21 protein-coding genes and 1 tRNA gene are annotated in these 16,934 nt (G+C 66.3%); 10 read left to right on the top strand and 12 right to left on the bottom strand.

The annotated features are described in order from the left end of the window. Positions 1–442 (top strand): NAD(P)(+) transhydrogenase (Re/Si-specific) subunit beta (locus IT540_RS10435; protein ID WP_291176884.1); only part of this gene is annotated, 442 nt, incomplete at its 5' end. A gap of 460 nt (positions 443–902) precedes the next feature. Here IT540_RS10435 and IT540_RS10430 read toward each other — a convergent pair. Both IT540_RS10430 and IT540_RS10425 read right to left on the bottom strand, forming a co-directional pair. Further along, positions 903–978, bottom strand: a tRNA-Glu gene (locus tag IT540_RS10430). Positions 979–1,070: 92 nt separating this feature from the next. Continuing rightward, positions 1,071–1,478: a hypothetical protein gene (locus IT540_RS10425; protein ID WP_291176882.1), complete on the bottom strand. Its 408-nt coding sequence runs from the start codon at positions 1,476–1,478 to the stop codon at positions 1,071–1,073. A gap of 120 nt (positions 1,479–1,598) precedes the next feature. Between IT540_RS10425 and IT540_RS10420 the strand changes: the two genes are divergently transcribed. Further along, on the top strand, positions 1,599–2,711 hold the full coding sequence (locus IT540_RS10420) for an RluA family pseudouridine synthase (RefSeq protein ID WP_291176879.1): 1,113 nt from the start codon (positions 1,599–1,601) through the stop codon (positions 2,709–2,711). A gap of 321 nt (positions 2,712–3,032) precedes the next feature. Continuing rightward, a complete protein-coding gene (rpoH, locus tag IT540_RS10415) occupies positions 3,033–3,920 on the top strand; it encodes an RNA polymerase sigma factor RpoH (RefSeq protein WP_291176876.1) in 888 nt (295 codons plus the stop codon). 21 nt (positions 3,921–3,941) lie between these two features. On the opposite strand, the gene IT540_RS10410 is transcribed toward rpoH, so the two are convergent. The 3 genes from IT540_RS10410 to IT540_RS10400 form a co-directional block, all read right to left on the bottom strand. Continuing rightward, positions 3,942–4,211, bottom strand: coding sequence for a hypothetical protein (locus tag IT540_RS10410; RefSeq protein WP_291176873.1), 270 nt, complete (start codon positions 4,209–4,211; stop codon positions 3,942–3,944). 273 nt (positions 4,212–4,484) lie between these two features. Then, the gene (locus IT540_RS10405) at positions 4,485–5,120 is read right to left on the bottom strand and encodes a glutathione S-transferase N-terminal domain-containing protein (RefSeq protein ID WP_291176870.1); all 636 of its coding nucleotides are present in this window, start codon (positions 5,118–5,120) and stop codon (positions 4,485–4,487) included. Positions 5,121–5,147: 27 nt separating this feature from the next. Beyond that, positions 5,148–6,113 (bottom strand): quinone oxidoreductase, encoded by a 966-nt coding sequence (locus tag IT540_RS10400; protein ID WP_291176892.1) that lies wholly within the window; start codon positions 6,111–6,113, stop codon positions 5,148–5,150. A gap of 148 nt (positions 6,114–6,261) precedes the next feature. On the opposite strand from IT540_RS10400, the gene IT540_RS10395 reads away from it, so the two are divergent. Then, positions 6,262–6,723 (top strand): hypothetical protein, encoded by a 462-nt coding sequence (locus IT540_RS10395; RefSeq protein WP_291176868.1) that lies wholly within the window; start codon positions 6,262–6,264, stop codon positions 6,721–6,723. A 105-nt stretch (positions 6,724–6,828) separates the two neighbouring features. Then, positions 6,829–7,848: a VTT domain-containing protein gene (locus IT540_RS10390; RefSeq protein ID WP_291176865.1), complete on the top strand. Its 1,020-nt coding sequence runs from the start codon at positions 6,829–6,831 to the stop codon at positions 7,846–7,848. Here the strand turns inward: IT540_RS10390 and IT540_RS10385 are convergent. Next, positions 7,845–8,495, bottom strand: coding sequence for a class I SAM-dependent methyltransferase (locus IT540_RS10385; RefSeq protein ID WP_291176862.1), 651 nt, complete (start codon positions 8,493–8,495; stop codon positions 7,845–7,847). The genes IT540_RS10390 and IT540_RS10385 overlap by 4 nt on opposite strands. Before the next feature lie 3 nt (positions 8,496–8,498). Next, complete coding sequence (locus IT540_RS10380) at positions 8,499–9,761, bottom strand: DUF3419 family protein (RefSeq protein WP_291176860.1); 1,263 nt, start codon at positions 9,759–9,761, stop codon at positions 8,499–8,501. Positions 9,762–9,974: 213 nt separating this feature from the next. Here IT540_RS10380 and IT540_RS10375 point away from each other — a divergent pair, with 213 nt between their 5' ends. After that, on the top strand, positions 9,975–10,142 hold the full coding sequence (locus IT540_RS10375; protein ID WP_291176858.1) for a hypothetical protein: 168 nt from the start codon (positions 9,975–9,977) through the stop codon (positions 10,140–10,142). A gap of 116 nt (positions 10,143–10,258) precedes the next feature. On the opposite strand, the gene IT540_RS10370 is transcribed toward IT540_RS10375, so the two are convergent. Together IT540_RS10370 and IT540_RS10365 are read right to left on the bottom strand one after the other, a co-directional pair. Further along, positions 10,259–11,473 (bottom strand): RsmD family RNA methyltransferase, encoded by a 1,215-nt coding sequence (locus IT540_RS10370; RefSeq protein WP_291176856.1) that lies wholly within the window; start codon positions 11,471–11,473, stop codon positions 10,259–10,261. Beyond that, entirely contained in the window at positions 11,466–12,200 is a 735-nt protein-coding gene (locus IT540_RS10365; RefSeq protein WP_291176853.1) for a TlyA family RNA methyltransferase, read from the bottom strand. Before IT540_RS10365 ends, IT540_RS10370 begins: the two co-directional genes overlap by 8 nt. A gap of 117 nt (positions 12,201–12,317) precedes the next feature. On the opposite strand from IT540_RS10365, the gene IT540_RS10360 reads away from it, so the two are divergent. Then, positions 12,318–13,058, top strand: coding sequence for a superoxide dismutase (locus IT540_RS10360; RefSeq protein WP_291176850.1), 741 nt, complete (start codon positions 12,318–12,320; stop codon positions 13,056–13,058). Positions 13,059–13,225: 167 nt separating this feature from the next. On the opposite strand, the gene IT540_RS10355 is transcribed toward IT540_RS10360, so the two are convergent. Together IT540_RS10355 and IT540_RS10350 are read right to left on the bottom strand one after the other, a co-directional pair. Then, positions 13,226–13,945 (bottom strand): anti-sigma factor, encoded by a 720-nt coding sequence (locus IT540_RS10355; protein ID WP_291176847.1) that lies wholly within the window; start codon positions 13,943–13,945, stop codon positions 13,226–13,228. Continuing rightward, positions 13,942–14,490, bottom strand: a complete 549-nt coding sequence (locus IT540_RS10350; protein ID WP_291176844.1) for a sigma-70 family RNA polymerase sigma factor — start codon at positions 14,488–14,490, stop codon at positions 13,942–13,944. Before IT540_RS10350 ends, IT540_RS10355 begins: the two co-directional genes overlap by 4 nt. A gap of 178 nt (positions 14,491–14,668) precedes the next feature. Here IT540_RS10350 and IT540_RS10345 point away from each other — a divergent pair, with 178 nt between their 5' ends. From IT540_RS10345 to IT540_RS10335, 3 genes are read left to right on the top strand one after another with little or no spacing between them, the layout of a single operon-like run. Beyond that, a complete protein-coding gene (locus tag IT540_RS10345; RefSeq protein ID WP_291176841.1) occupies positions 14,669–15,028 on the top strand; it encodes a DMT family protein in 360 nt (119 codons plus the stop codon). A gap of 10 nt (positions 15,029–15,038) precedes the next feature. Beyond that, on the top strand, positions 15,039–15,632 hold the full coding sequence (locus IT540_RS10340; protein WP_291176838.1) for a DUF4202 domain-containing protein: 594 nt from the start codon (positions 15,039–15,041) through the stop codon (positions 15,630–15,632). After that, on the top strand, positions 15,629–16,384 hold the full coding sequence (locus IT540_RS10335; protein WP_291176835.1) for a CbiX/SirB N-terminal domain-containing protein: 756 nt from the start codon (positions 15,629–15,631) through the stop codon (positions 16,382–16,384). Before IT540_RS10340 ends, IT540_RS10335 begins: the two co-directional genes overlap by 4 nt. Here IT540_RS10335 and IT540_RS10330 read toward each other — a convergent pair. After that, positions 16,353–16,871: a GrpB family protein gene (locus IT540_RS10330; RefSeq protein WP_291176832.1), complete on the bottom strand. Its 519-nt coding sequence runs from the start codon at positions 16,869–16,871 to the stop codon at positions 16,353–16,355. The two genes, IT540_RS10335 and IT540_RS10330, sit on opposite strands and share 32 nt — an antisense overlap. Between the last annotated feature and the right edge of the window lie 63 nt (positions 16,872–16,934).

Here is a 16,934-nt window from a genome sequence, read left to right as displayed (position 1 = left end):
GGTGGCGCAGGCGCAGCACGCGCTGCGCGAGATGGCCGACAACCTGAAGAAGGAAGGCGTCGAGGTGAAGTACGCCAGCCACCCGGTTGCCGGCCGCATGCCGGGCCACATGAACGTGCTGCTGGCCGAGGCCAACGTGCCCTACGACGAGGTGTTCGAGCTCGAGGACATCAACTCCGAGTTCTCGCAGGCCGATGCCGTCTACGTCATCGGCGCCAACGACGTCGTGAACCCCGCGGCCGAGGACGACAAGAGCTCGCCCATCTACGGCATGCCGGTGCTGCAGGTGTGGAAGGCCGCGACCGTGTTCTTCAACAAGCGGTCGCTCGCCTCGGGCTATGCCGGCATCGACAATCCCGTCTTCTATCGCGACAACACCGTCATGGTGCTCGGCGACGCCAAGAAGATGACCGAGGAGATCGGCAAAGCGCTCGGGCATTGAAGGGCCTGGCGGCGGCGGCTGCTTTCGGGATTTGGACGCGCAATCGCCGCCCGTCCGGCGCCGGGAGCCACCGTGCCATTTCGAGCACGCAAGCCCTTACCTCATCAGGTAGGCTTATGCGGCGGAGAAAGGATCGACAGCGCTGCCCCCCAAATGAACTCTTGGAGTTCACACCCGAGTCCTGAGGTGTGGATACGAGGCACGGCCGCTTCGGCAATAAGAGGGGACCTCATCAAAATTCGGCAAGACGTCAGCAAGAACAGCGTCAGCGATGTCCGCAAACTCGGTGTCGACGACAGACCGATCAGCGATGGGCGCTTTTCACGTCGAGCCGAATCACAAGATCCATCTCACAGCGTGGCATTCAAATCCGGCATCGTTCATCGCGCGGAAGTATTGTTGCTGTCGCGGTCCCCCACGGGTTGCGATGTATAAGCGCTTGAAATACTTTAAAAAAACGTGGCGCCCCGTAGGGGACTCGAACCCCTGTTACCAACGTGAGAGGCTGGTGTCCTAGGCCACTAGACGAACGGGGCTGCTCTCAGAAGGACGCCACCTATAGGAGAGGCGGCGGCGCCGATCAAGCAGGAACTTCACCGCTGGCACAGGCAAGACGCGTCAGATGGCTTCAGCGCGGAACCCCGCCGGGCACGACGTCCACGCGCCGCAGCACCGCCCCGCTCGCAACGTCCAGAATCACGATCCCGGCCCCGCCGGGCGCCTCGTAGTGAACGGCGAGCCGGTCCCCGTTCACCGACACCGACTTCACACTGCCGCCTGCCGGCAGATCGAGGCGGTCTGCGGTCGCGGCGACGGCGCTTTGCCCTGCCTCGGGCATCGTCCGTTGCGCACCAGGGGTCGACGAGAGATAGATGATCCTGAGAACCACGGCCGCGAGCCCGGCCAGGATCAAGAGCCCGAGGAAGACCACGATGAAGACCAGCACGCGCTCCTTGACGTTCCGGGCGAACGCCTCGCCCGCCGCGCGGCTGTCGGCGGCGTCGCGGGGTGACGTGTCGTTCGGAAGGATCGCCATGTCGAGGCCCTTGCAAGTCCTTGGTGTCGCCCAGGATCAGGCCCCTGCTCTAACAGGTTTACCGGCGAGACGACAGAATTTCGCCTCTGGGCCGTTACCTGCCCGGACGGTCGTCCTCTGATGCCCACCGGATGTGACAGCGAATGGGACGACGACGCCGAGGATCCGGCAGGCGAGATCCCGGCCGGGCCGCTTGAGGTCACCGCAGGCGAGGCCGACGCCGGACTGCGCCTCGACCGCTTCCTCGCCGGTCGCCTTGAGGCCCTGAGCCGCGCCCGCATCCAGGCTCTTATCCGCCAGGGGCACGTGGAGAGCTCGGCGGGCGTCTTGTCCGATCCCGCGAGCAAGGTGGCGCCGGGACAGGTGATCCGCATCGCCATCCCGCCGCCGGAGCCCGCAGGTCCCACGGGCGAGGCCCTGCCGCTCACCATCGTATTCGAGGACAAACACCTTCTCGTGCTCGACAAGCCCGCAGGCCTCGTTGTGCACCCGGCCGCCGGCCATACCCAAGGCACGCTGGTCAACGCCCTGATCGCCCACTGCGGCGACGAGCTGTCGGGCATCGGCGGCGTGAAGCGTCCCGGCATCGTCCATCGCCTCGACAAGGACACGTCGGGCCTCCTGGTTGTCGCCAAGTCGGACATCGCGCACCGGGGCCTGGCCGAGCAGTTCGCCGCCCACGGCTGCGACGGCCGGCTGGTGAGAACCTATGAAGCGTTCGTGTGGGGCGTCCCCTCACGCCCCAGCGGCACCGTCGAGGCCAATCTCGGCCGTAGCCCGACCAACCGCACGCGCATGGCGGTCATGCGCGGCGAGCAAGGGCGCCACGCCGTTACCCATTTCGAGGTTATGGAGACCTTCACGGGACCCGACGGAAAGCCGATCGCGTCCCGCCTGCGCCTCGCACTCGAAACCGGGCGCACGCATCAGATCCGCGTCCACCTCGCCCACATCGGCCATCCGGTCATGGGCGATTCCGTCTATGGAGCAGGCTTCAAATCCAGTGCCCGGCACCTGCCGGAAAAAGCTGCCGAGGCGCTGGAGAACCTCGGCCGGCAAGCGCTTCACGCCATGGAGCTGGGGTTCGAGCACCCGGTCACGCGTCGCCCGCTGCACTTCACAAGTCCGCGACCTCCGGAGATCGAAGCGCTCTATCGGGCACTGAAGCCCGCTCCGATCGCACCTGCACGCGTGCCCAAGCGCAAGGCAAAATCCAACGTTTCCAAACGGTAATTAGCCGCGCCGACGGATTCGGTTGTAGGATTACGTTAACAGTGCAGACGTCGAAACTGTCCGGCGTGCCAAGCGTTGGACTACGACGGAGACGTAAGAGATCCAAGCGTCGGCACCCGACGTAAAAGATCCAGGCAAGCTGAAATCGGCCGGGCGAGCGGAAACGCTCTTCCCGGATGCGGCAAAGCGCCCTGACGAATCGAATGCAACGTTGCCGTCATCCGACGGCAGCGGAGCTGACCCGAAGGCGAGTTCATCGTTGGAGGGAGACATGGGGAGCGTGAACTGACCGGTCAAGGCCGGCCAGAGCGTTTGAGACAGATGGCAGCGAAATCTCTTCCGACCAGTGCCGGCGGCTCCGGCGGACTCTCGCGGTATCTCGAGGAGATCCGCCGCTTTCCGATGCTCGAGCCGCATCAGGAATACATGCTCGCCAAGCGCTGGCGCGAGCACGGCGATCCCGATGCCGCCCAGGAGCTGATCACGTCGCATCTACGTCTCGTGGCGCGCATCGCCATGGGCTATCGCGGCTACGGCCTTCCCATCGGCGAGGTGATCTCCGAGGGCAACGTCGGCCTGATGCAGGCGGTCAAGCGCTTCGAGCCTGACCGCGGCTTCCGTCTCGCAACGTACGCCATGTGGTGGATTCGCGCCTCGATCCAGGAATACATCCTGCGTTCGTGGAGCCTTGTGAAGATGGGCACTACGGCCGCGCAGAAGAAGCTGTTCTTCAACCTGCGCCGCGCCAAGAGCCAGCTTCAGGCGCTCGAGGAGGGCGACCTCAAGCCCGAGCACGTGAAGTCGATCGCCAAGAAGTTCGGCGTGTCGGAGGAGGACGTCATCTCGATGAACCGCCGCCTCGGCGGCGATGCGTCGCTGAACGCGCCGGTGCGCGCCGATTCCGAATCTGGCGAATGGCAGGACTGGCTGGTGGACGACGCGCCGGACCAGGAGGAGCGGCTTGTCGAGACCCAGGAGTTGGGCCGACGCAAGTCCTATCTGTCGGACGCGCTTTCAACGCTGAACGAGCGCGAGCGCCGCATCTTCGAGGCCCGTCGCCTGGCGGACGATCCCATCACGCTCGAGGAGCTGTCCGCGGAGTTCGGCGTATCGCGCGAGCGTATCCGCCAGATCGAGGTGCGGGCCTTCGAGAAGGTACAGAAGGCCGTGCAGAACGCGGCGCGGCTCGAGACTGGCGACGTCGCGTAGAGGGCCGATCCACGTACGGCCCTAGTGGCAACGCAACCATTCGCGGGCGCTCTTCTGGGCGGCCGCGATTTCTTTTTTCGTCATCTCGCGCGAAAGCTCGAGCCGGTAGGTCTTCGCCTCCTCGTTGCCGCGCAGCGCCGCGAGATTGAACCACTTGTGAGCTTCGACGAGGTCGATCTCGACATCGCGACCCGCGCAATACATGAGGCCGAGCTGGAAAAGCGCGTCCGCTCCGCCTCCCTGGGCCGCGACGTCCACAACGTCGTCGGCCGAAAAATCAAATCGTGCCATCCCTGTTCACCTCTGGCCTTTCGTCCATCGGAACCCTAGGCCCGTGCTCCCGCCACCAAGGCCGGAAATACTGGGCTCTGGACACGAACGATAGGCCGCTCTCCCATGAGAAGCGGTAAACTAGGGAACAGGTGCTTCGCGAAAATGCCGTTGTCACGCGACTCGTTTCGACCCAAACGCATGACTTCCGGGCACTGAGAAATCCAACCTTAACGATTATGGAAAGCTCCCGCTAACCATGCTCGCAGATTGGCGGAACACGCGCCGAGGGCGCTATTTCAGCACCTTCGACATCCCCCTCTGCACGGGCTCGCGCTCTGAGATCCGCTTGAGCCACGCCTTGATGCGCGGAGAATCGTCGAGGACCTGCCCCTGCCGCTCCCAGGACAGGACCCAGGGATAGGCGGCCATGTCGGCAATCGAGTAGTCGTCGGCGATGAAGCTGCGGCCCTTGAGCCGCTTGTCGAGCACCCCGTAGAGCCGCGTCGTCTCCTTCGTGTAGCGCTCGATGCCGTAGGGGACCTTCTCCGGGGCAAAGAGCCGGAAATGGTGCGCCTGGCCCGCCATCGGCCCAAGCCCACCGACCTGCCAGAAGAGCCACTCCTCCACCGCCACGCGCGCCCGCTCCGATTTCGGATAGAACTTGCCGGTCTTCCGTCCCAGGTACTGCAAGATGGCGCCACTCTCGAAGATCGAGATCGGCTCCCCGCCTGGCCCGTCCGGATCGACGATGGCCGGCATCCTGTTGTTGGGCGAGATCTTGAGGAACCTCGGCTTGAACTGGTCGCCCTTGTTGATGTCGACGGGCTTGATGCGATAGGGGAGCCCGCATTCCTCGAGCATGATGCGGATCTTGTGGCCGTTGGGCGTGGGCCAGAAATAGAGGTCGATCGGCTTTTTCTGCGCCATGGAGTGTCCTGTCTCTGGGGAAAGCGCTCAGATGGTGAGAACGGTCGATCCCGTCGTTCGCCGTGCCTCGAGCGCCTCGTGCGCGAGGGCGGCATCCTTGAGCGGGAAAGTCTGATTGACCACGATCTTGATCGCCCCGCTCTCGACCATTTGAAAAAGGTCGGCGGCGTTCTCTGCAAGCTCCGCATGCGTCGCTACGTAGGCCATGAGCGTGGGCCGCGTCGCGAACAGCGAGCCCTTGAGCAGCTTGAGATCGACCGGCGGCACGGGCCCCGAGGCATTGCCGAAGCTGACCCACATGCCGCGTGGCCTGAGGCAGTCGAGCGAGCCGAGATAGGTGTCGTTGCCGATGCTGTCGTAGACCACGTCGCAGCCCTTGCCTCCCGTGATCTCCGCTACCCGCGCGACGAAATCCTCGCGCGAGGTGACGATGACGTGCGTGGCACCGTTCGCCCGCGCCAGCTCAGCCTTCTCGTCGGTGCTGACCGTGCCGATCAGCGTCGCGCCGAGCGCCCGCGCCCACTGACACGCGATGAGCCCAACACCGCCGGCCGCCGCATGGAACAGCAGCACGGTCTCCGGTCCGACCTTGTAGGTTTCGCGCAACAGATAGCGCACGGTCATGCCCTGCAGCATCATCGCCGCCGCCGTCTCGTAGGTGATGCCTCCCGGCAGCTTCACCAGCCGGTCCGCGGGGATGAGCCGCTCCTCCGCATAGCCGCCGAGCACGCTCCCGTAGGCCACGCGGTCGCCGACCGCGAGCGAGGTCACACCCTCCCCGAGCGCCACCACGTCGCCCGCGCCTTCCATGCCGATCACGGCGGGCAGCGCCACCGGATAGAGGCCGGTACGGTGGTAGACGTCGATGTAGTTGAGCCCAGCGGCGCGCTGTCTGATTCGCACCTCCCCCGGACCCGGCGCGCCGACCTCGATTTCTTCCCACTTGAGACAGTCGGGGCCGCCGACGGCATGCACACGGATCCCATGCACCATAGCGAGCAACTCCATGAAAGAAATTGGATATCGTTTGCTCGATACGTGGCCGCGCCCGTTTTGGAGCACACGGAGTCCACGCGAGCGCCTTGACCCTGCCACGGCCGCCTTCTATTGGCTCCTACCGGTGATAACAAGAGGCTCCGAGATGAACGTCCGCCACGCCGCGGCAAGTGCGGCGAACTTGGCCCTGGTTGCCGGCTTGTTGGGCCTGAGCGGATGCCTCGGCGCCTGCGCCATAGGGACCGGCCCGGAGATCGGAGCACGCGCCGGGCTGGGCTGCGTCGACGACTCCCCGGAATGCATAAACCGCCGTCAGGCTACCCTGCGCCACATGGTGGACGACAAGTCCAAGAGCTGGATCAACGAGTCGCCGACGCCCGAAGCCTATGCGTCGGGCGTGCGGCTGTTCGCATACAAGACCAAGAAGAAGGAGCTGACCTGCGCGGAGCTCAGGCGCGGAAAGCTCGAGGCGGACACCGCCCGGACGAGCCTCGCAAGCATGGGCTCGCGCCTGACGCCGGCCCAGGTCTCCCGCAGCACCATGCTGGCCGGCGAGGTCGGCCGCGAATTGCAGAATGAGATCAATCGGCGTTGCAAGACGGGCTGAGCCTCGCCAAACTGGACCGCGGCCCCGTCCGGGCGCCTGCATCCACCTCCTCCGTGCCGGAAGCGCCTGAATGCCCGGCCCTCCTGACATGAAGGATGTTCCCTGATGGCACTTGAGGCAGTTGTCGAGACGGTCGTGGCCTTTGTCCGCGAGCACGAGAGCTGGGCCGGCCCCGTCGCCTTCCTCGTGGCTTTTGGTGAAAGCTTCTGCTTCCTCTCCTTGCTCGTGCCGGGCACCGCCATCCTCGTCGGCATCGCCGCCCTCCTGGCAGCCAGCGGCATCGAGGCAAGCGTGCTGCTACCCGCGATCCTATGGGCCGGCTTCGGCGGCAGCCTGGGCTATGCCGTCTCGTTCTGGCTCGGCCGCTATTTCAAGGACAGCGTGCACAAGATCTGGCCGTTCACGACGCGCCCACACCTCATCGCCCAGGCACAGGAATTCTTCGAAACCTACGGCGCGTTCGGCGTTTTCCTGGGGCATTTCTTCGGGCCGGTCCGCGCGGTGATCCCGGTCGTCGCCGGCATGTTCAACATGCGGGAGATCCCGTTTCAGATCGCCAACATCCTCTCAGCCTTCATTTGGGCGATCGGCGTCATCGGACCCTCCTTCTACCTCGTGACCTTCAAGGACGAGGTCATCGCCTTCCTGGCCACGCATCAATACGCGGTCGCGACGGTCCTGTTCTTCCTTGCCCTGGCCAACAGCATCCCGCGCCCGATCCTGTTCGTGCCGACGCTGGTCCTCGTCCTGGGGCTCGGCTCCCTGATGGTGCTCGGCAACGGCAACATCGCACTCATCCTCTTTGCGATCGCGGCCGGCGCGTTCGTCGGCGACTTCTACGCCTATTACAAAGGCATCATGCACAAGGAAAACCGCGCCCTTGCCTGGCCCTTCTGCGCCACCAAGAAGCAGCACGCCGACGCGCGCGCCTTTGTCGAAAGCCACGGTCCCGTGAGCCTCATCCTGAGCAAGTTCCAGGGCTTCAACCGCGGTCTGGTACCGATGGAAACCGGCTCCCTCGAACGCCCGATGCTGCCCTTCATGGGCATGAGCGCCGTTTCCGCCGTGCTCTGGGCTTTGGCGCTCATCCTCCCCGCATTCGTTGTCGGCAAGCTCGTCGCCTAGCTACTGGGCTTCCGCAGCACGACGCGACAGGCGTAGTCGCGAAACGGCCGCTCGAAGGTCAACGCGGCACCCGTCTCGCCGGCAAGCGCCCGCAGCGCCTCCTCCAGCTCCGCGCGCGGCTCGACGGAGAACTTCCGCAGCCAGGCCCTGAGCCCCGTGCGGAATGCCGACGGCAGCCCGCTCTGCTCGCCGAAGTCGACGATGTGCAGCGCGCCGCCGGGTCGCACCGCTTCGAACGCACAAACGAGCGCCTCCCGCCACGGCGGGATCATCGACAGAGCGTAGGATACGAACACGCGGTCGAAGCCAGCGACCCCGAACAACGCTTGCGCGTCGAGGCATGACGCATCCGCCTGCGCGAGCATGATGCGGTGGCCTAGCCCCGCCCGCGCGACGGACGCCGACGCTGTCTCCAGCATGGCGTGCGACACGTCGATCCCGAACAGGCGCGCCGACGGATAGCGGCGGGCCGCCAGGATGAGATTGCGCCCCGTGCCGCAGCCGATCTCGAGAATGCTGCCGCCGGTCGGCACATCCAGCGTGTCGATCAGGCCGTCGCGCCCGAGCAGATAGTATTTTCGCGACGCATCGTAGATATGCCGCTGGACGCGGTAGATGGCGTCCATCTCGGCCGCTGCGTTCGCCATCGGTCACCCCTCGAAGGTGTAGAGATGGAACCCGCCGTAGATCGACGACCGGTCGCGCGCCGTGAAAGCGCGCCCCTGCTCTGCATCGTACCGGAAGCGCTTGAGGAGCGCCTGCGGCACGCGCCCCGGCAGGATCGTCTCCTCGCCGGCCGTGCGGAAGATGACGCGGGCGCCGGGCCGCGCCGTGCGCACGATCTCGCTCCACAGCGTCGTGAGCTGCGCGTCCGTCATCCAGTCCTGCGCATCGAGCAGCACGTAGGCGTCGTATGTCGGCTCAGGAAGCCGCGAGAGATGCTCGTCAAACTTGGCGTGCACGATGCCGACGTTGTCGGCCCGCGCCTTGAGCGTTTCCCAGTTGCCGCGTTGCAGATAGGGCGGCAGCGGACCGGCGCCGCCGACGGCGTAGCCACGCCCGAACGCCTGCCACGCGAAATAGTTGTCCTTAAGATCGAAGCCGTGAGCGAGACGCGCGAGCCGGGCCTTGAGCACGTCGGCCATATGCGGTGCGTCGCCCTTGAGCGCATCGAACTGCGACGGCGGGATGCCGAGCCCGAACAGCGACGCCGGCTTGTCCATGAGCCAGCGCATGTGGCCCATCTCGAATAGCGGCGCGAGCTCCGCCTCGAAAATCCGCTCCTGCTCGGCGCGCGACGTGGCAGCGAGAAGCTCCGCCGGATTGCGCCCGTGCAGGCGCGCGACCCAGTGGCCGAGCGTAATGAACCCGCCGAGCAGCCCCTGCCGGTAGAAGCGGCGCGCGAAGTAGCCGATGCGCCGCCGGCCCAGCATGTCGCGCCCTTCCCAATACGCCCGCGTCGCGGGGTCAAGGTGCGGCTTGAGCAGCCCGTCGTAAATCTCCGCCGTCCCGCGATCGGCCGCCGAGACGAAGAAGCGCGCGAACGTCTCGTAGTCCGGGCAATGGCGGACCGCCGTCAGCTTGAGCTTGTTGAGGGCCACATGCGCCGGGTTGAGGTCGAGCGCCGTAACGCGCACGTCCTGGGCCGTGACATAGGAGAGGACGTTGCAGCCGCCGGACGCGATCGCCGCCACGGCCTCGCCGGGCTTCAGCGCCATCGCCTCGAGGTCAACGACCGGGTCCTCCCAGATCTGGGGATAGACGAGACCGGAGAAAGCGAACGTAAAAAAGCGCTCCTCGAGGCCCTTGCGGCTCGCCGCACCGTATCGATGCACGGCCTCGGTTAGGCGGTGGTTCCGCCGTCTGTTGAGTACGCCCTCACCTTGCGCGTGCGCCTCGACCGCTCCACCCATTGCAGGCCCCCGGATAACCTTATTCAATCCGGCCCGACTAATGGTGTCATGTTTCAGCCCTGTGACAGGCCGGATGCCACAGGGGATATTGCCGGACACCCCCGCCTCTCCAGCCCCGACGGTTCGGCTTGCCTCCCGGCGCGAGATCGCTTAGACGAGGCGTTCGAGATCGTTGGCACGGGACCTAGGGCCCGGCATTTAAAGGATTTTCCCATGACAGCCCGCCATCACCGCAAGGTCGAGACGCAGAAGAAGAAGGCCCGTCGCGCTATTCCGCGTCCGAAGGCAACCCGCATCCAGGGCAACACAGCCGCAGCCCGCAAGCGGTTGAAGAAGCTGGCCGGCAAGGCCCGCACCGCAAAGGCCAAGGCCTCGGCCTGATTCGCCGCTCGCCCGTCACCCTCGCGTTCCTCCGACCCCTCTTCGCCTCTCCCCCGTGAGGGAAGGCCGGAAGCGATCGCCAGGATCCGCTTCCGGGTAAGGTGCGACACGCACGCCTATCGCCGGAACACGACCACCGCCTCCACATGCGGTGAATACAGGAACTGGTCGATCGGCATGACCGGCCCCATGCGGTAGCCGCCGTCGATCAACACGCGCGCGTCCCGCGCCAGCGTCGCCGGGCTGCACGACACTGCGATCACTACCGGCACCGTCGACTTGGCGAGGCGCTCCGCCTGCGCCGCCGCGCCCGCGCGCGGCGGGTCGAGCACTACTGCGTCGAACTGAGCAAGCTCCCGCACAGACAGCGGATCGCGGAACAGGTCCCGCACCAGCGCCGTGACCGGCTTCAGCCCCTGCGCATGGCGCACCGCCGCCGACAAAGCCCCGATCGCCCGCTTATCGCTGTCGTAGGCGGTGACGGACGCGCGCCGCGCCACAGGCAGCGTCAGAGTCCCCGCGCCGGAGAAAAGATCCGCAACCCGCTTGACCGACTTCGGCAAAGCCGCGAGGCAGTGCGCCGCGAGCATCCGCTCCGCCTCGGGCACGGCTTGCAGGAACAGCCCCGGCTCGATCTCGACCGCGACCCCGCCGATGGTAACCACGGGCCTGCCCGCAGCAACGATCAGCTCCCCGCCGACCACGAGCCGGAGAAGCCCCATCCTCTGCGCGAGCGCACCGATCTCCGACCGCTCATGCGGCGAGAGATCCCTGCGACCGTTGTCGAACGAGACATCAAGGCCATGATCGAGCCGCGTCACGACCAGTCGCCCCCCGGCGCGGTCTGCCATCACGCGTTGCGCCAGCGCCCGCAGCCCTGGCAGGGCGCCGACGATGAGTGGATCGAGCACGGGACACTCCGCGAGATCGACGAGCGTATGCTGCCCCTCCTCGCGAAAGCCGATGATGACCTCGCCCCCGCGCCGCTCCATGCCGAGGAACGCGCGCCGGCGCGAGGCCGCATCCACGACCACGAGCGGCGCCACCTCGGCCGCGATGCCCCGGTGCCGGAACGCCTCGACCACAAGGTCGCGTTTCCACTCGCGATAGAGCGCGGGCGCCATGTGCTGCGCGACGCAGCCGCCACACTGCATGAAATGACGGCACGCAGGTGCCGCGCGTTCCTCGCTGTCGGTTAGCCGCACCGCCTCCTGGGGCGCAAGCCGCCAGCGCTCGCCCGGAAGCGCGAACGGCACATAGACCGCCTCGCCGTCCCGCATGGCGACGCCGTCGCCCTTCGCCCCGAGGTGCGCGATAACGACCTCAGCCATCGCGCCGCGCTCCCAGCAAAAACTCCTGATTGCCCGAGCCGCCGGCGATAGGCGAGGCAACAATGCCGACCACACGCCATCCGGGAAGCCCGCCAATCCACGCCGCGATCTTGTCCACCTGCGCCTCCCGCACGGACGCGTCGCGCACAATGCCGCCCTTGCCGACCGCCTCGCGGCCCGCTTCGAACTGGGGCTTGACCAGCGCCACCAGCCATGCACCGGGCGCCGCCAAGCCGAGCGCCGCCGGCAGCGCCTTCTCGAGCGAGATAAAGCTCACGTCGGCGACGATCGCCTCCACCGGCCGCGGGACCTCTCGCACCGTCAGCGCCCGCACGTCCTGCCCCTCCAGCGAGGTAACGCGCGGGTCGGCCGCGAGACGCGGATTGAACTGCCCGTGCCCCACGTCGACCGCGAAGACGTGCTCGGCTCCGCGCCTCAGCAGCACGTCCGTGAAGCCGCCCGTAGAGGCCCCGACATCGAGCGCCACCCGACCTTGCGGATCGAGGCCGAACGCATCGAGCGCCGCCTCCAGCTTGAGTCCCCCGCGTGAAACGTAGTCGGACGATTCCGCGAGTGCGATCGGCGTGTCGTCCGCAACGAGCGCACCCGGTTTGAGCTCGACCGCCCCATCCACGCTGACCGCGCCGCGCACAATGAGGTCTCGGGCACGCGAGCGCGTGGGTATGAGCCCCCTCAGAAGAAGCGCTTTGTCGAGCCTGAGCCCCATTGCGGTATCCTGATGAACTTTGTTGCTGTATCTGGCGTTGCCTTAAAGGGTAGCTATATACCGATTGACCGTGTTCTGAGGCAGCAACAGTTGTTCAGCCTACTACGGAGACCGCCGATGTTGACACCCGATCGCCGAAACTTCCTTTGCGCCGCCGGGGCCGCGACCCTGATGACCGCCGTCTCGTCGGGCGGCCTTAGCCGCGCCTTCGCCGCAGACGCGCCTACCGGGCCCTTCACGCTCCCGGACCTCCCCTACAAGCCCGAAGCGCTGGAACCCCACATCGACGCCACGACCATGGGCCTGCACCATGGAAAGCACCATCAGGCCTACGTCAACAACCTGAACAAGGCCCTGGCCGACCATGGCGACCTTGCCAAGCTGCCACTCGAGGAGCTGCTGGCCAAGCTCGACGAGGTGCCGGACGCGATCCGCACCGCGGTGCGCAACAACGGCGGCGGCCACGCCAACCACTCGATGTTCTGGCAGATCATGGGCGCGCCCGGCGGCACCGGCCCCGAGGGCGACCTCAAAACCGCCATCGACAGCAACCTCGGCGGCCTCGAGAAGCTGCAGACCGATTTCAACACCGCGGGCGGCAAGGTGTTCGGCTCGGGCTGGGTCTTCGTCACCGTCGACAAGGCCGGCAAGCTGGAGCTGGTTTCGAAGCCCAACCAGGACACGCCGATCATGGAGGGCAAGCGGGTCCTCTTCGGCAACGACGTCTGGGAGCACGCCTATTACCTCAAGTACCAGAACAAGCGCCCGGATTATCTGAAGGCTTGGTGGAACGTCGTGAACTGGAAGGCCGTCGGCGAGCGCTACGCCGCCGCCAAGGCCGGCACGCTAACGATCTGACACTCTTCTTGCGCTTGGCCTTGGTCCCGGCCCTCCGCTGCGCTTCGGCCGGGATGACACGCTTGTATCTGTCACACCACCCCGTCATCCCGGCCGAAGTGGCGACGCGCAAGCGTTGCCACGCAGAGCCGGGACCCAGGGCCTCCGCACCTCGCATCGCGCCAAGCTCAGGGCGTCGCCTTGACCAGCTTGCCGCTGAACACCACAGGCCCCGTGGGCGTGCCCGTCGGCGAGCCGCCCTTCGGCTCCACGCTGACGGCATAGGTGCCGTCCATCATCATGTCGTGCATCGGCCCGTCCGGCCTCATGGGACGCACGTCCATGCCGGCATCGTCGAACACGCCGAGCGATTTCGGCTGCGGCATGTCGTTGTGCACGAGCCAGAGCTGATAGGACTTCTCTGGCTCTGCAGGCTTCTGCATGGCCGAGATGACGAACATGTTGCTCTTGGTATCGACCGTCAGCAGGAACGCGGGCACAGCATCCCCTGCCTGCAGCACCGCCACGTACTGGGTCGGCATCAAGCGACGCTGATAGTCCTGCCATCCGATAATACCGGCCAGCGAGGCGGCGACCGCCGTCATGCCGATAGCCGCGTTCCGCCACCGGTTTGCGCGCCGCACGATCGCCTGTTCCCGCGCCTTGAGCGAGGCCACATGCGAGGCGAGCCCGATCTGCGCGCGGATCTTGTTGTAGAGCCCTGCCGGCGGCGCCACCGGCACCACCGCCTCCACCAGCGGCCCGAGGCGACGTTCCCATGCCAGCACGGCCTTATCGAATGCGGGATCGCGCGCGCGCCGGGCCTCGGCCTCCGACCGCTCGGCAAAGGACAGCGTGCCCAGCACATACTCGGCCGCCAGCGCATCGATGTCGTCGAGCTCGGTCATGGCTCGAGGCACCTCTTCAACTGAGCCAGACTGCGGCGCAGCCAGGTCTTGATGGTTCCTTCCGGGTGGCCGAATTGCACGGCGAGCGCCTCGCGGGAGAGGCCGTCGAGATAGGCGAGCCGCACCATCTGCCGCTTTTCGGGCTCGAGGCCCTCGAGGCAGCGCATCAGGCGGTCCAGATCCTCCCGCCGTCCCAGCACCTCGAGCGGCGGCTCGTCGTCGCTCTCGACGCTGTCCAGCTCCGACACGTCGGCCTGCGGACGCGCCGCCCGCCGCCGCACCTCGTCGAGCGCCCTGTTACGCACAATGGCCGCCATCCAGGTGACAGGAGCGGCGATCTTGGGATCGAAATCCCCTGCCCGCTCCCAGACTTTGAAGTAGCTGTCCTGGACCACGTCCTCCGCGGCCTCCTTGCTGCGCAGGATACGGAGTGCGACGCCATAAAGTTTCGCGGAGGTGACCTGGTACAGCTCGGCAAAGGCGGCCTCGTCGCCGCGCGACACGCCGGCCAGGAGCGCATCCAGCTCTTGACGCGAAGACCTCATGCCTGCCCACTCTGGCGACGCCGTAGGCGTCCGCCTCCCGCGGAACGCCACGCCCACTGATAGCGGATTGCCGTCCCTTGTCGAGACACCACCACCGGCTTGCCTTAATCAGTCCTGAGGCACCCGCGGACCAAGGCCCGTCGAGCGCAGTTCCACATAACGGATACGGAGAACCCCCTTGTCGAGTTTCGGATCGCCGAACTTTTTTGCGCCGGTGCTGCTTCTGTCCCTGTCGAACATCTTCATGACCTTCGCCTGGTACGGGCACCTGAAATACAAGACCAGTCCGCTATGGATCGTCATCCTGGCAAGCTGGGGCATCGCCTTCTTCGAGTATTGCCTCGCCGTGCCCGCCAACCGCCTGGGGCATGGCACCTACACCACCGCCGAGCTCAAGACGATCCAGGACGTGATCACGCTAACGGTCTTTGCCGGCTTCTCGATCCTGTTCCTGAAGGAGCCTTTGACCATCAACCATGCCGTGGGCTTTGCACTGATCGTCGCCGGGGCCTATTTCATCTTCAAGGGACCACTGTGAGAGCTGAAGCATGGACCGCCTGAGCAAGGCCATCGCCGGCATCGACGCCGCCAACGGCAGGGATCCGAACCGTGTCCCGCTCGATGGCGCCGAGGTACCCGCGGAGCTCGTCTACGGGCAACGCATGTCCGCCATGCTGGCGCGCGTCTATCCGAACGCCTCGGAGGCGCTCCAGCTCGCGGTGCGCGCACAGCACATCCGCCGCTGGGAGGTCCCGCGTTCGACGTACCCGATGGACCGGCCCGGCTATCTGCGCTGGCGCAAGGAGCTGGGCCGCAAGCACGCGGAGTGGGCCGGCGAGATCCTGGCCGCCTCGGGTTACAGCGCCGAGGAGATCGCTCGCGTGGGATCGCTGCTGCGCAAGGAGAACCTGCGCCGCGATGCGGAAACCCAGGCGCTCGAGGATGTGGCCGCCCTTGTCTTCCTCGCCCACTATGCGGAGGACTTCGCCGCCAAGCACCCGCCGGAGAAGGTCGTGAACATCCTGGCCAAGACGCTGGGCAAGATGTCCGAGCACGGCAAGGAAGCCGCCTGCGCGCTCGATCTCCTGCCGGCCGTCCGCCACGCACTCGAGCTCGCCATCGCGGAAGCGACCGATCCATGACCGGCGAGGCACGTCCTTTGGCCGCCGTGCTCGCGAGCCACGGAGACCGCGGCGGGGCATCGCCCAATGCCGCGCTCGAGGCCCAGGCCGAGGCCGTGCGCACTTTGACCGGGCTCCCCGTCGCCATCGGCGTGCTCAAGGGCACACCCACCATCGAGCAGGCGCTCGCCGAGGCCGCAGCATCAGGCCCCGCGCAGATCGCCGTCTATCCGCTGTTCATGGCCGACGGATACTTCGTGCAGAAGGTCCTGAATGACCGCATCCGCGCGACAGAGACGGCCCCGGAGCCGAAGCTCCTGGTCCCGCTGGGCCTCGATCCCGCCCTGCCGGACCTTCTCGTGCAGGAAGCACTGACCGTGGCGGAGCGGGAGGGATTCGAACCTGCCACCTCCCGCCTGCTGATCGTCGGCCATGGCTCGAAGCTCGGCCCCGCCTCCGCCACAGCGACGCGCAAGGCGGCCGCCCGCGTAGCCCTCGCCCGCCGCTTCGCGAGCGTCACGATGGCTTTTCTCGAGGAGGAGCCCTTCCTGGAGGACACGCTGCGTGCAACCGCAACCGTGCCGACGATCGTCGCCGGCTTCTTCTTCGGCGACGGCATGCACGCCGGCGAGGACGTGCCCGATATCATCGCGGAAACCGGCGCCAACGCCATCTACACCGGCGCCATCGGCAATTCGCCGACCATCGCCCCGCTCATCGCCGCGGCGCTGACAGAGGAGGTCACCGGCCAAGCCGGCTCAGGACATCCCTGACGAAGGCGCTCTTCGCGGCCCGATACACCTCCATCGGCTTGCCGTCGAATTCCCGCTTGAGCGCATTGTACTGCGCGACAAGCCCCGGATCCTGCCGCAACGCATCGGCGAAAAGATGGAAATAGTCGTCCTCGCCGCCCGCGATCGTGAGCTGGATGCCAAGATGCGGCGTAGTCGTCGCATCCTCGAACGAGGAGAACGCATCCGTGCGCTTGGAGCCGATATTGCGCGGAAACCTTGCCGCCAAGGCGTCATCCACCGTGACGAACGCCTCGGACGGAACCCGTACGACGATGTCGAGATCGCCCTTCGTGACGCATCCCGCCACCGCCGTCGCGCCGACATGGCGGATATCCGCGGAGGCGGGCAGCAGCACCCTCAGCTCGGCGGCGACTTGCTCGAACAGCCGTTCCACGAGGGCGCGCGCTTGCACCTGGTCCGGATGCAGCGAGAAATCCGGCTCTGGCGGCAAATCGGAGCGGACCATTTGCACAAGACCCAATGAAAAACGGCGGCGGGCATTTCGCCGCCGCCGTTGATGTTATCGAAT

The sequence above is a fragment of the Hyphomicrobium sp. genome, assembly GCF_020852195.1.
Taxonomy (GTDB): Bacteria; Pseudomonadota; Alphaproteobacteria; order Rhizobiales; family Hyphomicrobiaceae; genus Hyphomicrobium_C.
The sequence above is the reverse complement of the archived record's forward strand: the minus strand, read 5'-3'. Positions and strand labels throughout refer to the sequence as shown.